Origin of the sequence: Bacillus pumilus (genome assembly GCF_003431975.1) — a bacterium.
Taxonomy (GTDB): domain Bacteria; phylum Bacillota; class Bacilli; order Bacillales; family Bacillaceae; genus Bacillus; species Bacillus pumilus_N.
The window spans coordinates 3,510,984-3,530,777 of the sequence record NZ_CP027116.1; the positions used below are offsets into that span (position 1 = coordinate 3,510,984).

The window sequence follows — 19,794 nt, forward strand, 5'->3', positions numbered from 1 at the left end:
TGTCAGCCTGCTCATTATCGAATTGTATTCACTAATCCAAGCATCTGATCACCCATCGTAATCGTTCTTGAGTTCAACTGATAAGAACGCTGTGTTGTCATGAGATCTGTTAATTCTTTAGACATATCCACATTCGACGTTTCCAGTGCACCTTGCTGAAGCTGAATCGCTTGGCGGTTTGCTCCATTTAGTGCCGTTAATGCGCCTTGATAAGTACCGTCAACTGAGAACAAATTATCGCCTTCAGAAACAAGTGCTGAAGAGTTATTCACTTGGACAACACCTAGATTCACCTGCTGGTTCGGTTGATTATCTCTAGAAATGGCTGTAAGCCGTCCATTTTTATCAATTGAAATATCACGGAAATTCGCATTTAAGACGATTTCATTTCCGTTTTCATCAAGAATCGGATAGCCTTCGCTAGTCACAAGCTGCACTTGGTTACGGTTATTGCCAGGCTGTAAGTAAAGAGAACCATCTCTTGTATAACGGATATTACCGCCGGCATTGACCTGCATATACTGCGAAGGCGCTCCAAATGCAACATCAAGATCACGGCCTGTTTCTTTAATAGAACCTTGCAGCGAGTTAATGGATGCATTGACCATCGTACCTGTTCCAAGTCTCAGCCCATCAGGTGTCAGACGACTGTTTGCCACCTGTACATTTTTTTCATCCACTTGATTGAACTGTTGTCTGATCAGCTCTGAGAAACGAGTATTTTTCGCACGGTACCCTGTTGTTTCACTGTTTGCGATGTTGTTACTGATAATATCCAGCTGCTTTTGCACTTCGTTCATCGATACAGCTGCATTCATCATTGTTCTAAGCATGAGGATCCTCCTTTCTTTTTCATGTCTTGATTAGTACACTCTACCAATTTCATTTACGGCTTTTTCTAAACTTTTATCATACGCCTGAACCACTTTTTGATTTGTTTCAAATGCTCGGTAGGCGGTTGTCATTTCTGTATATGATTTCGTCACATCCACGTTCGAAAGCTCCGATACACCTTGACTTAACGTATAGGACATTTGACCGTTATTGACTGCACTTGGCAGGGGCTGGTTATCAGCTGTACGGTATAAATCATTTCCTTCGCGCGCTAAGTTCCTTGTATCCATCGCAACACGCACATCGATTTGCCCAAGGTTTTGTCCATTTTCACTCACAGTTCCATCTGCATTCACTTTGAAATTCTCGCTCTGAACCGTAATTGGCTGACCCGTCACAGAAAGAAGAGCGCGTCCATTAATGGTCAACTGATTTTGTGTGTTCAATGTAATGGAGCTGCTTTTCGTATAACGAACGCCATCTGGTGTGTTGACCGCATAAAAGAGTGCTGATTTTTGATTGGTCTCCGGATTGATCGGCACGTTATTTTCAACTAGTGCCACATCAGTTGTTTGGTCCGTTGTTTTTAAAGTCCCTTGTGTAAATTGAGGGATCAATTCCTGCATATATGTCCCCGTATTGATACCGCCAATTGGCGATTGCTGCGGAACACTAAAACCTTTGCCTGAAGATGTTTGGAAACGTCCTGATTCCATTCGGCTCAGCAGCATTTCTGGAAATGCCCGCATCGCCCCTTCGTCCGCTTTATATCCTGGCGTATTCGCATTTGCGATATTATTTGAAAGCATTTCTGTCCGCCGCTCTTGAGCGATCATGGCAGAAGTTGCGGTGTATAGTCCTTTTAACACGTGCTCACCTCATTAAAATTCTTTCACATGACCTAAACACAATCTTCTATGAAATATATCGGCATATTTGCAGGGTTCTTTAATAAAAATCCCCCATTCTTTCGAAAAAGAATGAGGGACATCATTAGCTGAGTTTACGCTTTGGCAGCTTGTCCATATTATCAAGCATCACGCCAGTACCAACAGCTACACAATCCATCGGATTCTCGGCAATGAACACAGGTACTTTCAGCTCTTCTGCAAGCAATTGATCAAGCCCGTTTAGAAGTGCTCCGCCACCTGTAATGATGACGCCGCGATCAATAATATCAGCTGATAATTCAGGCGGAGTTCTCTCAAGAACTTGCTTCGCAGCCTGAACAATCGCAGATACAGATTCACGCAATGCTTCTTCTACTTCTTTGCTTGTGACGGTAATCGTTCTTGGTAATCCTGTCACCATGTCTCGTCCACGAATCGAAATCTCTTCTTGACGTGCGTCTGGGAATACCGTTGCAACTTGGATCTTAATATCCTCCGCCGTGCGTTCACCGATCAACAGCTTGTACTCTTTTTTAATGTAGTTAAGAATTTCCAGATCAAACTTGTCTCCAGCCATCTTAATAGAAGAGGCGGTTACAATGTCACCCATTGAGATGACAGCAATATCTGTCGTTCCGCCTCCAATATCTACGACCATGTTTCCACTTGGCTGAAAAATATCCATACCAGCACCAATGGCTGCTACTTTTGGCTCTTCTTCAAGAAATACATGCTTACCACCGCTTTTTTCAGCAGCTTCTTTGATCGCCTTCTGCTCAACAGATGTAATGTTTGTCGGGCAGCAGATGAGCATACGCGGCTTAGAGAACAGCCCTTTCACATTTAATGAGTTAATAAAATGCTTGAGCATCGCTTCAGTTACTTCAAAATCAGCAATTACGCCATCTTTTAATGGACGAATCGCAACAATATTCCCAGGCGTACGTCCTACCATACGTCTAGCTTCTTCCCCAACAGCCAAAACTTTCCCGCTGTTTTTGTCAAGAGCTACTACAGATGGTTCATTTAACACAATTCCTTTTCCTTTGACATGAATCAGTACATTGGCAGTACCAAGATCAATTCCAATATCCCTAGCAAACATCTATATATATCCTCCTTGAAAATCTGTTTCCATAGCAAATACCACATTCTGCCCTAATTATATATTCTATCATAATTTGCAGAAAAAAAGATATTTCTTTACAAAAGTCTTTACAAAATTTGTGGTTAGAAACTACCGATATGAGGAAGATATATATATCATGTTTATGAACAAAGAACTAAGCTTACTGTTTCACTGGCTCGCCTTCTAAGATTTCTTCTTTTTTATACTTTAACTTGGTGGCTTCTCCTCCTCGCAAGTGCCGGATTGATTTATGATAATCAAGTATCTCCTTCACTTCATTGGCCAGATCAGGATTAATTTCTGGCAGTCTTTCTGTTAGATCCTTGTGTACAGTACTTTTAGAGACTCCAAATTCTTTCGCAATAACACGAACGGTTTTCTTTGTCTCCACGATATACTTTCCTATCTTGATTGTTCGCTCTTTGATGTAATCGTGCACACCACTCGACCTCCCTAAAATGGATGTGAGAAGTGTGAAATGAGATCCGTATGAATATTATCCATTTTCAGCGGCGCTTGTTCGTCTAAATTTCTCATCCATTAGGTAGTAAATGCCAAACACGACCCCTCACCTCAAACACTCTCTTTGTCAGGTTTGTAACAGTGTATTAGCATTGCATAGGGAATATGCTAAAAATGAAGATGGGACAAGGGATTTATCAGAAAACGCAAAACTAAAAATCATTTCGAGTGGCGAAAATTTTCACTTTACAAGCATAGGTATAACACGTAGAATAGGAAAGGTGATTTATTTACCTAGATAAATATTTAATAAAGGTGAGCATATGGATACGTTAAATAGAGAGTGTTTACATCAAATACATCAAGGCGCTCGGCTTCTGTCTAAAAAAGCAAACGAAGCGCTTGCTGCTTATGACTTGTACATGTCCCAATGGACTGTACTTTTTTGTTTGGATTCATTCGGCCCGAAAACCCAGAAAGACATCTGGACATACTTGAACGTCGAAGCCCCAACCATTACACGAACCGTTACCCGTTTAGAAGCAAATGGCTGGGTGAAACGTGTACAAGGAAAAGACAAACGTGAAAATTTGATTGTGATGACAGAGGATGCAAAAGCCCGATTTGAAGAAATCAAACGCACGATGGAACAATTTGAAGAAGAATGTCTTTCAGATTTTACCCACGAAGAAAAACAACTCCTCCATACACTTTTACACAAATTATCAACTGAATAGGAAGTGACATACATCATGAACGAACGCATTTGGACGAGAGACTTTATTATGATTGTCCTGGTGAATTTATTTACGTTCACCTCTTTTTATGCCCTTTTGACATTACTGCCCATTTACACAATGGATGAACTAAATGGAACAGAATCACAGGGCGGTCTCCTTGTGACGGTCTTCTTATTGTCCGCTATTGTGACAAGGCCGTTTTCTGGAGCCATTATTGAAAAATTCGGCAAGAAACGCATGGCGATTTTTTCTTCAACGGCTTTCGCCCTGCTCACTTATTTATACATTCCAATTGATCAATTCCAAACACTTCTTACGCTACGTTTCGTGCAGGGAATCTTCTTTAGCATTTTAACAACCGTAACAAGTGCCATTGCTGCTGATATGATTCCGAAAACTAAACGGGGAGAAGGACTCGGTTACTTTGTGATGTCCATGAACCTTGCTGTTGTCATCGGTCCATTTATCGCATTGAATCAAGTAGGAAAAGTAGGATTCCATTCTTTATTTCTTCTCTTTTCCATTATTGTCTCCATTGGCGCAGCTTTCACCATGCTGATTAGACAGCCAGAGCCTGAAAACGGTGGAAGTGTCGTCTTTCGATTCACTCTTTCTCACCTGTTTGAAAAAGGCGCTTTAAAGACGGCAGCAGTTGGAATCATTATTTCTTTTTGTTACTCGCCAATCATTTCATTTATTTCAGTCTATGCCAATTCACTTAACCTGATGGGTGCAAGCAGTTATTTCTTCATTGTATTTGCGGCAGCGATGCTCGGATCCCGTCCATTTACAGGCAGACTTTTTGACCGAGTGGGACCTCACATCGTGATCTATCCTTCCATTGCTCTATTTGCGATCGGTTTATGGATGCTGACCGCTACGCAATCAGCAGCAATGCTTCTATTATCCGGCGCTGTCATTGGCCTTGGCTACGGCTCTTTAGTGCCATGTCTGCAAACTCTTGCCATTCAGCACTCACCAGCTCACCGCACAGGCTATGCGACGGCTACCTTCTTTACCCTGTATGATACGGGAATTGCGGCTGGATCCTTTGTATTTGGCATGCTTGTCAGCTTCACAGATTTTTCAAATGTGTACCTCATTGCTGGCGTTGTCGTTTTACTCAGCATGGGCGTTTTTTATTGGAGCGAGCGAAAACCGCAAGAAGCAAGAGCACAAGAGGTTTCCCTATCAGAATAGGATACTGTTTTAAACTTCACTGAAAACATGCTAAAATATAGGATATTTCAAATGAACAGACAGGTCTTTTGAAAAATAGTTGGCGTTAAGCGAAAGTATAGGTGATGTTTTGAATTACGAATTGTTTAAAGTCATACACGGGATGGCTCATCATTCTGAGTTTTTAGATCAAGCCATGATTTTCATTACGAAAAAGGCCATTCTCGTATATGCCCTCGTCTTATTGATTTGCTGGTTTTTAGGTAATCACAAATTTAAGAAGCATGTCTTCTTTTCTGGTGTAACAGGCATCGTAGCACTCATCGTCAATTTTGCGATTACACTGTTTCATTATGAAGAGCGGCCGTTTGTGGCGCACAAAGTCGACACACTGATCCCGCACTCAGCAGACGCTTCCTTCCCAAGTGACCATACAACAGGCGCACTGGCTCTTTCATTAGCCATTCGGTCCCGAAATAAAAAGCTCGGCAACATCTTGCTCGTCTTTGGATTACTCACAGGATTCTCCCGCATCTGGGTCGGTCACCATTATCCATTTGATGTATTAGGCAGCTTGATCGTATCGATTGCCGTTGTCTTTATCATGAATAAATTATGGAAATTCTTTGACTCTCCAATTGATCGTATCGTGACTTTCTACGAGACAATTGTAGGGAAAATATTCAGAAGGAAGCAAAAGGAACAGGGCTCTGACCTGTCCAACTCTTAAGTGGCTTGCGATAACGTGATGAAGAATCTTCTTCCACTTATCGCACCGCTTTTTTTATTGCCTGTCTCCCTCTCACTTTACTAGAAAAATAAAGACTGACACCTATGCCGGTAAGAGAAATGATAATCAATGTCCAGCCTAACTGCCCAAAATGGGGGCCCGCAATTTCATCCCCAAACAGCATACCAAGGACAGCAGAAGACAGAATGGAACCAAGATAACGGCATGTTTGAAAAAGTCCAGAGGACGTGCCAATCATATGCTGAGGACTTGCCTTGAGCATCGCCGCTTGCAGCGCAACATTCCCAATCCCGTAACTGAGTCCAAGCAGCGCTAGAACCACCCCTTTCCCCCATAATGGTGCCGGAATAAAAAAGAAGGTCATCGCAGATGCTCCAGCTAGCATTAGTACCGCACTTGCTAAAATCGGATGCCGTTCATCTCCCCGGTCCACCCACTTTCCTGTCAGCGGCGACACAATGATGCTCACCCCAGACATACACAGCATAAATAAACCTGTCATCTCCACACGCCAGCCTAATTCATCCTGAAAATAACTCGGCAAACCAAAGAAAAGACAATAGAAAAAGATATTTAAGATGATAAATTGCACATACACGAGAGACAGCCTCTGCTCCTCTCTGAACATCCGAATTTGAATAAACGGTTCATCCACTTGATACTCCCACCAGATAAAAGTGCCTGCACTTATAAGACAAAGAATCCCTTGAACATATTGAATGCCATCACTAAGTGATAATAAAAACGAAAGTAAAAGGACAATACAAACTGTAAAAAGAAGCATCCCTGGCAAATCAAGCTTTCTCACCGTTTCTCCTATACGAAGCTTTCGTTTTTTCTGCTCCTTTGGAAACAAAGTTAATCCAAGAAAGAAGCTGATTAAAATAAAAGGCAGATTCACTAAAAAGATAGCTGGCCAACCGCCAATTGTCATCAAAAATCCGCCAAGCGTCGGTCCAAGTGCCGTCATCGCCGAAGCAAAAATGGACAATACTGCTAACGCCGAAGCCTGCTTTTCCTGAATATGATCCCGAATGAGCCCGACCCCAGAAGGATAAATGGCACTGCTCCCAATTGCCTGCAGCAGCCGGATCACAATCAGCACCCCAAACGTCGGAGCAAACGGTGCACAGATGGCCGAAACCGCCACAAGACCGAGTCCGAATAAAAATAAGGTTCTTCGGCTCATCACATGATCTCCAATCCGGCCACTCACCGGCTGCGTAACCGCACTTGCTAAATAAAAGGACGAAATGAGCCAGGATACGGTCGTAAACGACAAACCGAATTCATGCTGAATTTGATGCAAAGCCAAAGAAATCATCGAGGAATTCAGCGGATTTAACATTGTGCCAAATGCAATCGCAGTTAAAAAGACTTTTCGGCTGTCTTTCCACTTATTCATACACCGTCCCCCTTTTTGTGATCTGACATATTTTTTTGCCAACCCTCCCGTTATTATGAGATGTATTTCCCTTTTTTACCCTAATCAATTCAAGTTCTCTCTTGGAAAAGCAAGACATACATTCTAAAAAGGGCGAGTGTTGGAAGAACACATATAAAATTGAGAATATGAGGAACAAATGGTAAGATGCTACACATATTTAAAAGCCTACTTTCTCCTTATACGGAGAACGGCTAAAAAGGAGGAGAAGCTTATTATTAAAAAAAGACGGTTTTGGGTCCCAGCCCTTTTCTCGGTTGCAGTATTACTTCTGTCTTCGTGTGGTTCAAGTGAAACAAATGGGAACGGAGATAAACGTAATTCTACAGCGAAAGGGTCGCCAATTTTGGAGGATGGAAAATTTATATTTGCAGCATCAGGTGAATTTCACCCGTTCAGTTACATGGATGGAAACCAGATGTCCGGCTTTGATATCGATGTAGGCAATGCGATTAGCGACAAACTAGGTCTCGAGCCTATACAGAAAAAATATAAATTCGCAGGCATCGTCGAAGGTGTAAAAGCAGGGAAATTTGATGCGGCAGTGGCAAGTCATACCATCAATGAGGAACGAAAAAAACACGTTCTTTTTTCTAAGCCCTATTACTACTCTGGCCCGCAAATCTTCACAAGACCCGGAGCAGACATTCACCATGCGGATGACTTAAAAGACAAAGAAATCGCTGTATCAAAAGGGTCGTCCTACGCTGATATCGCAAAGGAACATAGCGGGCAGGAACCAAAATATTACGACAGTGATGTAGTCGCTTTAGAAGCACTAGCCAACGGAAAACACGATGCGGTCGTGACGGATTTTGCCACAGGTGCAGAAGCCATGAAGAAAAAATTAAAAATCGAAGCGCGCGAAAGGCTCGGACAAAGTGAACAGGCCATCGCTGTATCTAAAGAAAATGAACAGCTCATAGAAGAAATCAATGATGCGATTGATGCGCTAAAAAAAGACGGAACATTAAAACAAATAAGCGAAAAGTACTTTGACGAAGACATCACGGTCAAACAAGATTAAAACCACGATTGTGCGCCTTTTTCTAGGCGCACTTTCTTCAAATGGAGATGATTGTTTTGCCTACACTATCACACTTTTTTCAAACGCTGATTGATTCTAGAGGCATTTTTTTAGAAGGAATGCTGCTCACCTTACAACTCACTGTGATCAGCATCTTCATTGGTATGTTCATCGGGCTCTTCTTTGCTTTACTGAAAATATCTCGCGTGTCTGTCTTCGGTTATATCGCCAATGCCTATATCTTCCTTGTACGCGGGACACCATTGGTTGTTCAAATTTTCATCCTATATTTCGGGCTGACGGAATTAAATATCCCCGACTTCTGGGCCGCTTCCATTGCGCTCGCCTTTCATAATGGCGCATATATAGCAGAAATATTCAGAGGCGCTATCCAATCGATCGATCAGGGGCAAAAAGAGGCAGGGCGTTCTCTTGGCATGGGACGTTTTCTAACAATGAGACGTATCATTCTCCCGCAAGCGATGCGGCGTGCCCTCCCCCCTCTTGGTAACCAGTTCATTATCGGCTTAAAAGACTCGTCACTCGCCGCCTTTATCAGTGTCAATGAACTATTTAACGTCGCCACAACTCAAGGCTCCAACAGCTTTGATAATATGACCTATTTACTTGTTGTAGCCGTCTATTACTTAGTTCTTGTCTTGCTGTTAACATTTGCTGTCCAAACCTTTGAGAAGAAACTATCAGTTAGTGACCATTAGGAGGAGAAGCATGACAGAATCAAAGGAACTCATTCGCGTTGAAAAACTCAATAAGTACTTCGGAGAGCTGCATGTTTTAAAGGACATCGACCTCACCGTTTACGAAAATGATGTGGTCGTCTTAATTGGAGCCAGCGGATCTGGAAAAAGCACCTTGCTCCGCTGTATGAATTTTTTAGAAATTAAAAATGATGGCCAGATTATCATTGCTGGAAATCCAGTCCATCCAAAACGCAATCAATTAAACGAAATGAGACAAAAAATAGGCATGGTGTTTCAGCATTTTAACCTCTTCCCGCATAAAACTGTGCTTGAAAACATCATCGAAGCGCCTGTCATGGTGAGAAAAACAAAAAAGGAACAAGCTATTAGTGACGCCAATGTCCTTTTAGAAAAAGTTGGACTTGCGGATAAAGCCAACATATATCCTTCTAAACTATCAGGTGGTCAAAAGCAGCGTGTAGCTATCGCAAGAGCTCTCGCCATGAAACCAGATGTCATGTTATTTGACGAACCTACGTCTGCCCTCGATCCTGAACTTGTAGGCGAGGTACTGCAAACAATGAAAAGTCTCGCAAAAGAAGGCATGACAATGGTCATTGTCACCCATGAAATGGGCTTTGCGAAAGAAGTCGCCGATCGTGTTGTCTATATGCATGAAGGCCGTATCATCGAAGAAGGCACACCGTCAGAATTGTTCGATTCACCTCAAGAGGAACGAACCAAGCTATTTCTTAGCTCCATTTTATAGGTCAAACGCCCTTTATTTTTTCTGTTCAACGCACGTTTTTTCTCATTTTTCACGAACTTTTCATCCATTTATATTGAATATAACCAAAAACCATGTAAGATTAACTTACACGAATATGTTATATATGACTTTTCTCTCTATAATGAAGAATTAAGAAATCAATTAATTCTGAATGATTCGGGGGAATGCAGCATGCAAATGGGTGATACAGTATTTATGTTCTTCTGCACACTACTCGTGTGGTTAATGACACCGGGTTTAGCCTTATTCTACGGAGGACTCGTGAGAAGTAAAAACGTGTTAAGTACAACCATGCACAGCTTAACATCACTAGCAATCGTCTCCATCGTATGGATCGTGTTTGGTTATTCCTTGGCCTTTGCGCCAGGCAATGCATGGATCGGAGGCTTAGACTGGATTGGACTAAAAGGCGTTGGCTTTGAACCTGGTTCATATAGTGAGACCATTCCACATTCATTGTTCATGATGTTCCAAATGACCTTTGCCGTCTTAACAACAGCCATCATTTCAGGTGCCTTCGCTGAACGAATCCGTTACTCAGCAGTCGTCGTGTTTACACTCCTTTGGGTCATTTTTGTATACGCTCCTGTCGCACACTGGGTATGGGGCGGCGGCTGGATTGGTGAAATGGGAGCGCTCGACTTCGCTGGAGGAAACGTGGTTCACATCTCATCTGGTGTTGCAGGTCTCATCGTGGCGATTGTGCTCGGAAAACGGAAAGAAGCAGCAAGCTCTTCTCCGCATAATTTGATCTATACACTTCTTGGCGGAGCTGTTATCTGGTTTGGCTGGTTTGGTTTTAACGTTGGGAGTGCTCTTACATTAGACAGTGTGGCGATGTTTGCCTTTATTAACACAAATACTGCTGCTGCTGCGGGAATCATCGGCTGGCTGTTAATAGAGTGGATGATCAACAAAAAGCCGACCATGCTCGGCGCGATCTCTGGCGCCATCGCAGGCCTTGTTGCCATTACACCTGCCGCTGGTTTTGTCACACCATTTGCTTCTATTATCATCGGAATCATCGGCGGGATTGTCTGTTTCTGGGGAGTCTTCTCACTCAAAGCCAAATTTGGCTATGATGATGCCCTAGATGCATTCGGGCTTCATGGAATTGGCGGAACTTGGGGAGGAATTGCAACAGGGCTTTTCGCAACAACCTCTGTCAATGACGGCGGAGCCAATGGCTTATTTTATGGAGATCCCAGCTTGCTTTGGAAGCAAGTCGTCGCCATTGTCGCCACTTACGCCTTTGTGGCCGTTGTGACATACGTGATCATCAAAGTAGTGAATCTCTTCTTCAAGATTCGCGCAACCGAAGAAGAAGAATCAGTGGGCCTTGATTTAACCATGCACGGCGAAAAAGCCTATCAAGATTAAAGAAAAAGGGGTGTCTCTATGAGCAAAATGTATAAAGTGGAGATTGTCACACGTCCAGCTAATTTTGAAACATTAAAGGTGGAGCTTGGAAAGATTGGTGTCACCTCGATTACCTTTTCGAATGTGCACGGCTGCGGCTTACAAAAGGGACATACAGAGCTATACCGCGGTGTTAAAAAGGAAAGCAATGTGTACGAACGGTTAAAGATTGAAATCGTCCTAAGCAAAGTACCTGTCGAACAAGTCGTTGAAACGGCTCAAAAGGTACTTCGTACAGGAGAACCAGGGGATGGGAAAATTTTTATATATGAGATAGAAAATACAATCAACATTCGGACAGGTGAAGAAGGACCTGCCGCCCTATAAATCCATCCTCCGCCGAGTGCGGGGGATTTTTTAAGACAGAAAAAAAACCTCTGCATATTCATATACACAGAGGCTGCAAGGTATTAAGATTGTTTTGTTTCCTCGGATTGACTGCTGTCTTTAGAGGAATCAGAAGACTTTTCTTGATCAGAGGATTTCCCCTTCTCATCAGACTTTTCTTCAGATTTTTCTCCAGCAGGCTCTTTGGCCTTATCTTCAGTAGCAGGTTCCTTCGTTTTTTCTTCAGTTTTTGGCTGAGCAGGTTCTTTTGCTTCTTCCGTCACTTCTTGCGCCGCCTTTTCAATAGTAGAAACAGGCTTGTCAATGAAGCTAAGTGGATTAAGCGCTAACCCTTCCATCCGAATTTCAAAATGCACATGGTTGCCGCTTTCAGCACCATATAGATTTTTTCCAGAAGCACCGATGACATCATTTTGCTTGACTTCATCGCCTTCTTTGACACTCACTTGTGACAATGATTGATAAACAGTCGACAATCCATCTTCATGTTCAATTTCAACGACGTGACCGAGAACTGGATCTTTTTTCGCTTGAACCACTGTTCCACTAAGAGCAGCTGTGACATCAAACACTTTGCCATCTTTATCTGCAAGATCAATACCTTTGCTCAAGGTATAGGTGTTATTATAGTTTACAAGTGCTGCTTCTTTTTCTTTTTGATCAGCATCTGCTTCATAGAACTTTTTCACGATAGAAACATTATCAGAATTCTGGACTGGCATGGCAACATTTTCAATTGGCTTTCCAACTTCAACGGCATCATCACGCTGTTCTTGCCCTGTTTGATTTCCATCAGATAGTTGGTCTTTCACATCTTTTGATACAGCTTGATACCAAAGAACCGCTGTTAACACGACCGCTGCGCTGACCAAGTAAATAGCAGGGAATACCCAGCGCTTACGGAAAAATTGCTGAACTTTTGTGATTTTGGAAGTACGTTTCTTTTCTTCCTCTCTCATTTTTCATCACCTCAGCAACATTCTGAACACTTTTCAAAAAATATATACACACGAAATTATTTTTCTTTTTATTTTGCGCAATTGCATCAATAATATGTATGATGAATGAAAAAAGATGGGGGACTTTATTGTGAAAACTTTCAACCGCATAGCAACTGAAGATGACCTCAAAGCGATCGTTGATATCTACAATTCAACCATTGCTTCAAGAGAAGTAACCGCCGACACAGAACCAGTTTCGGTTGAAGACCGCCGGCAATGGTTTTTGAATCATTCAGAGAAAAGACCGCTCTATGTGAAAACAGATGAGGAAGGACATATTTACGGCTGGCTCAGCTTTGAAACATTTTACGGAAGACCCGCATACAACGGGACTGTGGAAATGAGTATTTACTTAAACCAAGACTACAGGGGAAAAGGGTTAGGATCACTTTTCTTACAGGAAGCCATTGAGTTGGCACCCTCTTTAGGCATTCGAACGTTACTTGCCTTTATTTTTGGGCATAACGAAGCTAGCATTCGACTATTTAAAAAGCACGGCTTTGAAACATGGGGTCATCTGCCACGCATCGCAGAAATGGATGGCAGCAGATACGATTTAGATATTCTAGGTAAAGAATTGTAACAAGAGCGTCTCTCCAACAAAGAGACGCCCTTTTTATGAAGCATGTAGCAACTGTTCAAACTGTTTCGCATTTTGAAGAGATTTCCTTTGCAGGATGATGCCATGTTCATCCATCAGAATCGCTTGCGGAACAACAGTTAACCCATACAGCTCCATAATTTGCGAAGAGCGAACATACACAGCTTGATCAGGGAGCAACTGGACAAGGGCTGCATCATCTGCTTGTTCATCTCCATTGATAATGATGAACTGTGGATCACCGCTAGACATTTGATAATGTATATCAGACAAAATGCTTTTGCATGTCATGCAAGTAGAGTTCACAAATAATAGCATCACGGCTCTTCCGTTTTGCAAATATTCCTTTAAAATGATCTTCTCCCCTAAATGCGTATAGCTTCGAAATAGCGGCGCTGAATCACCAACATCAGCTTCCTTTAATTCAATTCCATCAAGGGTTTTGATTTTATTCATAAATTTTCCGATAAAGCGGGCAAGCAAAAACACCACAGCCAGCTGAGCAATGACAATGAATAACACAATAATCAGTAGAATATCTGTCATTTCACTTAGTCTCCTTCTATAAATGATTCAAATTGATTGATCCATTTTCTTTTGAACATCAAGATGTCTTTTCCCACCGCTATAATGAAACAGGCAGCCACTGCTATCAGAAAACAAATGATGTGAAGTGGCCACGGAATTGTTTCTACAAAGGGATGCACATAAAACAGCCCAATCACAAGAGCCAACATCGACACATTCCGAATCACAATTCCCCAGTGAAGCCGGTCATTTTCCAGCAAACCTCCACACCCGCATGAAATATCACGATGACCTCTCAATAAATTGAAGGTGACCGCTCCAGTATACATACATAAAAGTGCTGTAAGACCAATCGCAGGTACAAGAGACATATTCGATACGAACAAAAGGCCTGTACAAGCCAATTCAACAGTCAAAAACAAATAAAACATAGGTCCCGTGAGCGAAGGAGGCAGCAATTGATAAGCATTCATCTGCTGCTTATGTGCCGTCTGTTTTCTCACTTTATCAAGCCATGCACCAGCAAAGATGATTCCTAAAAAATAGACACCTATAAAATATAAGACACTCACCTTACGCCATCTCCTTTTGTTGAAATAGTTGAGATTGTGCCTCGTAAAGCCTTTTGTACTCTCCGTTTAGCACCATCAGCTCTTCATGGTTACCCTCTTCAACGAAAGCACCGTCTTTCATCACAATAATGCGGTCTGCTAAGCGGGCAGCACCCATGCGATGTGTGATAAATAAGACGCCTTGATCCTGCGTATGATTGAATAGCTTTCGTATGAGTGAAATCTCTGATAACGGATCCAGAGCAGAAGTAGGTTCATCTAAAATGATAAAGTCACTTTCTCTAAAAAAGGTTCTAGCCATCGCAAGCTTTTGCCATTGTCCGCCAGACAGTTCATGACCTTCTTCGAAAAACCGGCCAAGCTGCGCATCATATGTTTCTTCCATTTGATGAATTCTTTTCTCTATACCTGCCTGCCGCGCAGCTGAGATCATGCGCTCCTCATTATCTATTTCGTCGATACGGCCAAATCCAATGTTTTCTTTCACAGTGAATTCGTACTTCATAAAATCTTGAAAAAGAACAGCCATTCTCGCATGATATGATTTTTTATCAATGGTAGAAATAGACTCGCCATTGACCTTTTGCATATTCGGTTGATCTGGATCATATAAGCCGGTCAAACATTTGATCAAGGTCGTCTTACCCGATCCGTTATCCCCCACCAATGCAATACGTTCACCTTGATTGATATGAAGTTGTATATGCTCAATGGCAGGCGTTTTCATATTTGGATAAGTAAAAGAGAGGTTTTCTAGTGTAATGGACTGAATAGACTCAATCCTCAGAAGCGATGCCCCTTCCTCTGATTGATCATGAGTTTCTTCTTCTCTCTTTTGAAAAGTTCTCATTTCATCAATATAGAGACTCGTTTCATATAAACTAGAACATTCTCTCGTTAAGTCCTGAAAACCACTTTGAATATTTTGTACAGCTTGCAGCACAGCGACAAACGTTCCCGCTACTAATTTCTTTTGAAAGATAAGAAAGACAATAAAAAGACCGCAGCACACATAAGCAAATGTCATAAGCAATCCACCCGCCATCTCCCAGCGAACTTGCTGTTTAAGTAATTTATATTTTTCGTCTGCACTTTTTACATAATGACCTCTCCATTTTTGAAGAAGATAATTACCAATGCCATATAAACGAATTTCCTTCAATGAATCTCGCTGTGCAACAAGGTCAGACACATACATTTCTCTTCGGTCGTTAGCCGTTAACATGCGGTTTAATTGATACCGTGCGCCTCCAAAGAAGAGTTCAATCCATAAGACAGGCAAGGTAAATAAGATCAGAATAACAGCCAAACCCCAGTGGATACCGACCATATAAATGAGAAGTGATACAACAGTAATCAATGCGCTCATGATTGTAAAAATACTTCTAACCATACTTAGAACATGCTGATGACTGTTCATCACACGTTGACTTTCATTATAAAAAGATGGGTGTTCAAATGTAATATATGGCAGTCTGATCGCCTTTTGAAGCAATTCACCCTTCAAATGCAAACCAATCAAATTCGTCGCTTTCTGCTGACTAAGCTGAAGAATGAATTGAAGCCCATAACCTAAAACCACAATGGCCATTTGCAATCCAAATAACCATAAAACCTTTTGAATATCTCCAGAAGAATTCATAAATAAAATAATTTCATTAATCAATGTTTGAATAATCCAGACACTAGCGAGTGGCATAAAACCAACGATCACTTGGATGAATAGAGTTAACAGAAGATAAGATCGACTTCTATTCCACGTATAAAAAATTGCATACAAACAATGATTCACTGTACTCATCAAACGTTCCACCTTACACCATTTAGTATAATTGACATATTTTTGATATTTATATTATGATAGCTCTGCGTAACATCACTCTGAGAGGACGATATACGATGAATTCAATCTTACTTTTACAGGTCACTCTTATTCTTTGCAGCCTTTTATTGACGATAGGAATCATCATCTATTTAAAACGCCAAATGGAATTGATCGTCTTACCGATTCAGCACGCCGGACAAAAACTTGTTCATCCGCTTCTTGAAAAACCATCACCTATTCGAATGAATGATTTGCTCGAAGCCAGTCACAAGCAACAGCTGCTTATATTCACAGACACAGCATGTCCACACTGCATCCCATCATTTGAACAATTTCTAGAAACGAAAAAGCAGCGTCAATTAGACATTTCTTTTAGTGTTTTGCTGAAGAATGGACAAGAAAAGGATCGAGAATTATATCGAGATAACCAAACCAACATACGAATGATCTCAGTGGACGAACAAATGACAAACGTATTCCAGATTGAAGAGTTTCCGTATTATATCATGGTAGAAGAAGATGAAACAATCTCATATGCAGCCCCTTTTCCGGATGGACTTTATTCTAGAATTCCTGCAAAATAAAGATAAATGAGGCATGTGAACAATCTAGCACATGCCTCATTTTTTTATTGGTTTGATTCTGGCTCAACATCCTTATCCTTTTCCATTGCAGCGATTTCACTCGCTTCACTTGAAGCTGGCGCTTGTTCCTCAGCTTGTTCAAACTCACTGCGAGCCTCAGTTGAAATGTCTACTTGGTCACCATGCTGATTCATAATAGTAGACGAAGAAGACTCCTCTTTTTGAACCTCTTTCTCTAATTCCTTTAATTTAGACACATGAAGCTCTAAATCTTTTCCTTGCTGAACTAAAGTCAGTTGTTGAAATAGTGCCTTTCTCTCTTCTGGAGAATGGTCGCCTTGAACAATTTTCGCAGCTTGGTTTAAAAAAGAATTGGATGTTTGACTCGCTTGACGACTGTTTGACGTCTGCATAGCATTTGTTAAAAATGAAATTGAAGATATGCTCATGCGTTCACATCCTATTAAATAAAATCTTTCAATTTAGCAGCCGCATCTAACACGTTCTACGGCAGTACAAATCTCACCTGTATCACGATCCACGTAGTAACGGAAAGTTCCAACACCTTGAAGGAAACATGTTGGTGCAGATTTGCATGAAGTGACTAATTTTTGCAAAATACATCTTGAAGCTGCAGGTTGAACATTGGTCATTTTGTTTAAGAAACGATCTAACATATGAATTCCACCTTCCAATTTTTATGTTAATACAACACAATAATAACCAATTACAAGACAACTAACAACATATTTTGATAATTTTACTAATTATTTTTAACTACTAGTCTTATTTATGACATCATTTTTCGTTAAAATTTATAGTAAATGTTACTTTTTTCTTATTCAGAAATCATTTATTTATCCATAAATAGTAAACCGAAGATTGGAATATTTTTTATTGTTCTACATTCACTCTTCCTAAAGTACTACTGACTCAAGTATGATAAAGAGTGAATACATAAAGGAGTGAACACCATTGCAACAAACTGAGAAAATCATTCAATCTCTTCATTCGATCACAAAGTGGGGAAAAGTTGGTAGTATCTTTCTCTATATTTCAGGCGGTCTAGCTATTCTGATTGGTTTTTGGCTTGTTCTCCCTGCTGCCCTTGGCGTCTTCCTCATTATGATGGGAGTCCACGTACAAAAATCTGTAAACGCAGCTGAACAATTAATTCAAGCTCCCGATACTTCATATGAAGAGTTATTAGAACAATATGCTAAGATGATGAAAATGCAGACACTGTTTGCCATATCAACTATTGTCACAGCCATTCTCTCATTTATCGCCATTATTTTGATGCTGATATTGGGCGGCCTAGCCTTTCTGCAAGAAATTCCTAGCGATGTCCAGCAATACGAAGATGAATACGAACAAGAGCTTGATGACTTTTATTAATGGAGTGGGGTATCAATGATCATTCGATACCCTTTTGTTTGATCATTTGGCCATTGCTCAACCTGTTAAACTTGACATTCGGCCAAGATCATTTTAAAATACAAATCGTAACTATTACGAATTAAAGGAGGTTTCTATTACTTATGCGTGTAAAAATTACCTTAGCCTGTACTGAAACAGGTGACAGAAACTATATCACAACAAAGAATAAAAGAACGAATCCGGACCGACTGGAGTTAAAAAAATATTCTCCTCGGCTAAAGAAATATACCCTTCATAGAGAAACAAAATAATTTTTGAATTTTAAATCGTAATGATTACTTTTTAAGTGAGGCGGAAATCAAAATGAGTATGATCAAAAGGACAGAAACAAATGAATAAGCGAATACCTGTTACAGTATTAAGCGGTTTTTTAGGTGCAGGAAAAACAACAATATTAAATCATGTCCTACAAAATCGTAATGGATTAAAAGTAGCTGTGATTGTCAATGACATGAGCGAAATTAATATTGATGCAGAACTAGTCAAACAAGGCGGTGAGCTCTCTCGATCAGATGAAAAGCTAGTTGAATTGTCTAATGGTTGTATTTGCTGCACATTGAGAGAAGATTTGTTAATCGAAGTAGAGCGCCTATGTAAGGCTGGGCATATCGATTATATCGTCATTGAGTCAACAGGAATTAGTGAACCAATTCCTGTCGCGCAAACTTTCTCTTATATTGACGAAGAAATGGGCATAGATTTGACACGCTTTTGCCGGTTAGACACGATGGTCACTGTGGTAGATGCAAACCGTTTCTGGACCGACTTCCAGTCAGGAGAAAGTTTATTAGACCGTAAACAAGCCGTTTCCGATGATGACGAACGAGAAATTTCCGATTTACTTATTGATCAAATCGAATTTTGTGACGTACTGATTATAAATAAGTGTGATCTAGTATCAAACTCGGAATTAGATCGACTTGAGCATGTGCTCACTTCACTTCAACCAGAAGCATCTATCATCAAAACCTCAAAAGGGCAAGTAAAGCCAAGTGACATTTTAAATACTGGTTTATTCGACTTTGAAAAAGCGAGTGCTTCTGCTGGCTGGATCAAGGAAATCAACGCTGGGCATTCTCAGCATACGCCAGAAACAGAAGAATACCGAATCTCATCTTTTGTTTATGAAAGAAGACTCCCCTTCCATACTGGCAGGTTAAATAATTGGCTAGATCAGATGCCGGAACAAATAGTTCGCGCTAAAGGATTTACATGGCTTGCCACACACCATAATTTAACCATTTTAATCTCACAGGCTGGAAAATCTGTTGCGATTGAACCAATTGCATACTGGATTGCTGCCTTGCCTGAGCAAGAAAAAGCACGGATATTAAAGCAAGAACCAGAGCTTCTTGACGAGTGGGACGCAGAATTTGGTGACCGGCATACAAAACTTGTGTTTATTGGCGTAGATTTGCCTAAAGCAGATATCATTCGCACACTTGATCAATGCTTACTCACACCTGAGGAATTTGATCAAGATTGGACTACGTTTGAAGACCCCTTTCAATGGAAAATCCAACATTAAG

23 protein-coding genes are annotated in these 19,794 nt (G+C 41.0%); 13 read left to right on the top strand and 10 right to left on the bottom strand.

Annotated features, from left to right (window positions below; translation table 11 throughout):
• Positions 1–14: 14 nt before the first annotated feature.
• The 4 genes from C5695_RS18185 to spoIIID all read right to left on the bottom strand — a co-directional run bounded on the left by C5695_RS18185 (position 15) and on the right by spoIIID (position 3,292).
• Positions 15–833 (bottom strand): flagellar hook-basal body protein, encoded by an 819-nt coding sequence (locus C5695_RS18185; protein WP_117732239.1) that lies wholly within the window; start codon positions 831–833, stop codon positions 15–17.
• Between the two features lie 30 nt (positions 834–863).
• Positions 864–1,703, bottom strand: a complete 840-nt coding sequence (locus tag C5695_RS18190) for a flagellar hook-basal body protein (RefSeq protein ID WP_117732241.1) — start codon at positions 1,701–1,703, stop codon at positions 864–866.
• Positions 1,704–1,827: 124 nt separating this feature from the next.
• Positions 1,828–2,829, bottom strand: a complete 1,002-nt coding sequence (gene mbl, locus C5695_RS18195; protein ID WP_117732243.1) for a cell shape-determining protein Mbl — start codon at positions 2,827–2,829, stop codon at positions 1,828–1,830.
• Between the two features lie 184 nt (positions 2,830–3,013).
• Entirely contained in the window at positions 3,014–3,292 is a 279-nt protein-coding gene (gene spoIIID, locus C5695_RS18200) for a sporulation transcriptional regulator SpoIIID (protein ID WP_008343327.1), read from the bottom strand.
• A 346-nt stretch (positions 3,293–3,638) separates the two neighbouring features.
• Here spoIIID and C5695_RS18205 point away from each other — a divergent pair, with 346 nt between their 5' ends.
• From C5695_RS18205 to C5695_RS18215, 3 genes are all read left to right on the top strand, one after another.
• Positions 3,639–4,052, top strand: a complete 414-nt coding sequence (locus tag C5695_RS18205; RefSeq protein ID WP_117732245.1) for a MarR family winged helix-turn-helix transcriptional regulator — start codon at positions 3,639–3,641, stop codon at positions 4,050–4,052.
• Positions 4,053–4,067: 15 nt separating this feature from the next.
• Positions 4,068–5,255, top strand: coding sequence for an MFS transporter (locus tag C5695_RS18210; protein WP_117732247.1), 1,188 nt, complete (start codon positions 4,068–4,070; stop codon positions 5,253–5,255).
• 109 nt (positions 5,256–5,364) lie between these two features.
• A complete protein-coding gene (locus tag C5695_RS18215) occupies positions 5,365–5,964 on the top strand; it encodes an undecaprenyl-diphosphatase (protein WP_117732249.1) in 600 nt (199 codons plus the stop codon).
• Positions 5,965–6,001: 37 nt separating this feature from the next.
• Here the strand turns inward: C5695_RS18215 and C5695_RS18220 are convergent, their stop codons facing one another.
• Entirely contained in the window at positions 6,002–7,390 is a 1,389-nt protein-coding gene (locus tag C5695_RS18220) for an MFS transporter (RefSeq protein ID WP_117732251.1), read from the bottom strand.
• A 178-nt stretch (positions 7,391–7,568) separates the two neighbouring features.
• Here C5695_RS18220 and C5695_RS18225 point away from each other — a divergent pair, with 178 nt between their 5' ends.
• From C5695_RS18225 to C5695_RS18245, 5 genes are all read left to right on the top strand, one after another.
• Positions 7,569–8,456, top strand: coding sequence for a transporter substrate-binding domain-containing protein (locus C5695_RS18225; RefSeq protein ID WP_117732253.1), 888 nt, complete (start codon positions 7,569–7,571; stop codon positions 8,454–8,456).
• 41 nt (positions 8,457–8,497) lie between these two features.
• The gene (locus C5695_RS18230; RefSeq protein WP_117732255.1) at positions 8,498–9,175 is read left to right on the top strand and encodes an amino acid ABC transporter permease; all 678 of its coding nucleotides are present in this window, start codon (positions 8,498–8,500) and stop codon (positions 9,173–9,175) included.
• Between the two features lie 10 nt (positions 9,176–9,185).
• On the top strand, positions 9,186–9,926 hold the full coding sequence (locus C5695_RS18235) for an amino acid ABC transporter ATP-binding protein (protein ID WP_117732257.1): 741 nt from the start codon (positions 9,186–9,188) through the stop codon (positions 9,924–9,926).
• 192 nt (positions 9,927–10,118) lie between these two features.
• Positions 10,119–11,327, top strand: coding sequence for an ammonium transporter (locus tag C5695_RS18240; protein ID WP_117732259.1), 1,209 nt, complete (start codon positions 10,119–10,121; stop codon positions 11,325–11,327).
• 18 nt (positions 11,328–11,345) lie between these two features.
• Positions 11,346–11,693 carry a P-II family nitrogen regulator gene (locus C5695_RS18245; protein WP_007497589.1) on the top strand — a complete coding sequence of 116 codons (348 nt, stop codon included), beginning with the start codon at positions 11,346–11,348 and terminating at the stop codon, positions 11,691–11,693.
• An 83-nt stretch (positions 11,694–11,776) separates the two neighbouring features.
• On the opposite strand, the gene C5695_RS18250 is transcribed toward C5695_RS18245, so the two are convergent.
• On the bottom strand, positions 11,777–12,673 hold the full coding sequence (locus tag C5695_RS18250) for a stage II sporulation protein SpoIIQ (protein ID WP_117732261.1): 897 nt from the start codon (positions 12,671–12,673) through the stop codon (positions 11,777–11,779).
• Between the two features lie 115 nt (positions 12,674–12,788).
• On the opposite strand from C5695_RS18250, the gene C5695_RS18255 reads away from it, so the two are divergent.
• The gene (locus tag C5695_RS18255) at positions 12,789–13,298 is read left to right on the top strand and encodes a GNAT family N-acetyltransferase (RefSeq protein ID WP_187441854.1); all 510 of its coding nucleotides are present in this window, start codon (positions 12,789–12,791) and stop codon (positions 13,296–13,298) included.
• A gap of 33 nt (positions 13,299–13,331) precedes the next feature.
• Here the strand turns inward: C5695_RS18255 and C5695_RS18260 are convergent, their stop codons facing one another.
• From C5695_RS18260 to C5695_RS18270, 3 genes are read right to left on the bottom strand one after another with little or no spacing between them, the layout of a single operon-like run.
• Positions 13,332–13,862, bottom strand: a complete 531-nt coding sequence (locus tag C5695_RS18260) for a TlpA family protein disulfide reductase (protein ID WP_117732263.1) — start codon at positions 13,860–13,862, stop codon at positions 13,332–13,334.
• A gap of 5 nt (positions 13,863–13,867) precedes the next feature.
• On the bottom strand, positions 13,868–14,416 hold the full coding sequence (locus tag C5695_RS18265; protein WP_117732265.1) for a MauE/DoxX family redox-associated membrane protein: 549 nt from the start codon (positions 14,414–14,416) through the stop codon (positions 13,868–13,870).
• A 1-nt stretch (position 14,417) separates the two neighbouring features.
• Entirely contained in the window at positions 14,418–16,217 is a 1,800-nt protein-coding gene (locus C5695_RS18270; protein ID WP_117732267.1) for an ABC transporter ATP-binding protein, read from the bottom strand.
• A gap of 98 nt (positions 16,218–16,315) precedes the next feature.
• Here C5695_RS18270 and C5695_RS18275 point away from each other — a divergent pair, with 98 nt between their 5' ends.
• Positions 16,316–16,825 carry a thiol:disulfide interchange protein gene (locus tag C5695_RS18275; protein ID WP_117732269.1) on the top strand — a complete coding sequence of 170 codons (510 nt, stop codon included), beginning with the start codon at positions 16,316–16,318 and terminating at the stop codon, positions 16,823–16,825.
• 44 nt (positions 16,826–16,869) lie between these two features.
• On the opposite strand, the gene C5695_RS18280 is transcribed toward C5695_RS18275, so the two are convergent.
• Positions 16,870–17,274 (bottom strand): hypothetical protein, encoded by a 405-nt coding sequence (locus C5695_RS18280; protein WP_117732271.1) that lies wholly within the window; start codon positions 17,272–17,274, stop codon positions 16,870–16,872.
• 526 nt (positions 17,275–17,800) lie between these two features.
• Here C5695_RS18280 and C5695_RS18290 point away from each other — a divergent pair.
• The 3 genes from C5695_RS18290 (at position 17,801) to C5695_RS18300 (ending at position 19,793) form a co-directional block, all read left to right on the top strand.
• Positions 17,801–18,223 carry a DUF5362 family protein gene (locus C5695_RS18290; protein WP_117732276.1) on the top strand — a complete coding sequence of 141 codons (423 nt, stop codon included), beginning with the start codon at positions 17,801–17,803 and terminating at the stop codon, positions 18,221–18,223.
• Positions 18,224–18,366: 143 nt separating this feature from the next.
• Positions 18,367–18,516 (top strand): 50S ribosomal protein L33, encoded by a 150-nt coding sequence (gene rpmG, locus C5695_RS18295; RefSeq protein ID WP_003214771.1) that lies wholly within the window; start codon positions 18,367–18,369, stop codon positions 18,514–18,516.
• Between the two features lie 80 nt (positions 18,517–18,596).
• The gene (locus tag C5695_RS18300; protein ID WP_117732279.1) at positions 18,597–19,793 is read left to right on the top strand and encodes a GTP-binding protein; all 1,197 of its coding nucleotides are present in this window, start codon (positions 18,597–18,599) and stop codon (positions 19,791–19,793) included.
• The last annotated feature ends 1 nt before the right edge of the window (position 19,794 follow it).

Excerpts from the sequence above, each read along its gene's own strand:
- C5695_RS18185 (WP_117732239.1), bottom strand. The coding sequence starts at position 833 with ATGCTTAGAACAATGATGAATGCAGCTGTATCGATGAACGAAGTGCAA.
- mbl (WP_117732243.1), bottom strand. The coding sequence starts at position 2,829 with ATGTTTGCTAGGGATATTGGAATTGATCTTGGTACTGCCAATGTACTG.
- C5695_RS18205 (WP_117732245.1), top strand. The coding sequence starts at position 3,639 with ATGGATACGTTAAATAGAGAGTGTTTACATCAAATACATCAAGGCGCT.
- C5695_RS18210 (WP_117732247.1), top strand. The coding sequence starts at position 4,068 with ATGAACGAACGCATTTGGACGAGAGACTTTATTATGATTGTCCTGGTG.
- C5695_RS18220 (WP_117732251.1), bottom strand. The coding sequence starts at position 7,390 with ATGAATAAGTGGAAAGACAGCCGAAAAGTCTTTTTAACTGCGATTGCA.
- C5695_RS18225 (WP_117732253.1), top strand. The coding sequence starts at position 7,569 with ATGGTAAGATGCTACACATATTTAAAAGCCTACTTTCTCCTTATACGG.
- C5695_RS18230 (WP_117732255.1), top strand. The coding sequence starts at position 8,498 with ATGGAGATGATTGTTTTGCCTACACTATCACACTTTTTTCAAACGCTG.
- C5695_RS18235 (WP_117732257.1), top strand. The coding sequence starts at position 9,186 with ATGACAGAATCAAAGGAACTCATTCGCGTTGAAAAACTCAATAAGTAC.
- C5695_RS18240 (WP_117732259.1), top strand. The coding sequence starts at position 10,119 with ATGCAAATGGGTGATACAGTATTTATGTTCTTCTGCACACTACTCGTG.
- C5695_RS18245 (WP_007497589.1), top strand. The coding sequence starts at position 11,346 with ATGAGCAAAATGTATAAAGTGGAGATTGTCACACGTCCAGCTAATTTT.
- C5695_RS18250 (WP_117732261.1), bottom strand. The coding sequence starts at position 12,673 with ATGAGAGAGGAAGAAAAGAAACGTACTTCCAAAATCACAAAAGTTCAG.
- C5695_RS18255 (WP_187441854.1), top strand. The coding sequence starts at position 12,789 with ATGGGGGACTTTATTGTGAAAACTTTCAACCGCATAGCAACTGAAGAT.
- C5695_RS18260 (WP_117732263.1), bottom strand. The coding sequence starts at position 13,862 with ATGACAGATATTCTACTGATTATTGTGTTATTCATTGTCATTGCTCAG.
- C5695_RS18270 (WP_117732267.1), bottom strand. The coding sequence starts at position 16,217 with ATGAGTACAGTGAATCATTGTTTGTATGCAATTTTTTATACGTGGAAT.
- C5695_RS18275 (WP_117732269.1), top strand. The coding sequence starts at position 16,316 with ATGAATTCAATCTTACTTTTACAGGTCACTCTTATTCTTTGCAGCCTT.
- C5695_RS18280 (WP_117732271.1), bottom strand. The coding sequence starts at position 17,274 with ATGAGCATATCTTCAATTTCATTTTTAACAAATGCTATGCAGACGTCA.
- rpmG (WP_003214771.1), top strand. The coding sequence starts at position 18,367 with ATGCGTGTAAAAATTACCTTAGCCTGTACTGAAACAGGTGACAGAAAC.
- C5695_RS18300 (WP_117732279.1), top strand. The coding sequence starts at position 18,597 with ATGAATAAGCGAATACCTGTTACAGTATTAAGCGGTTTTTTAGGTGCA.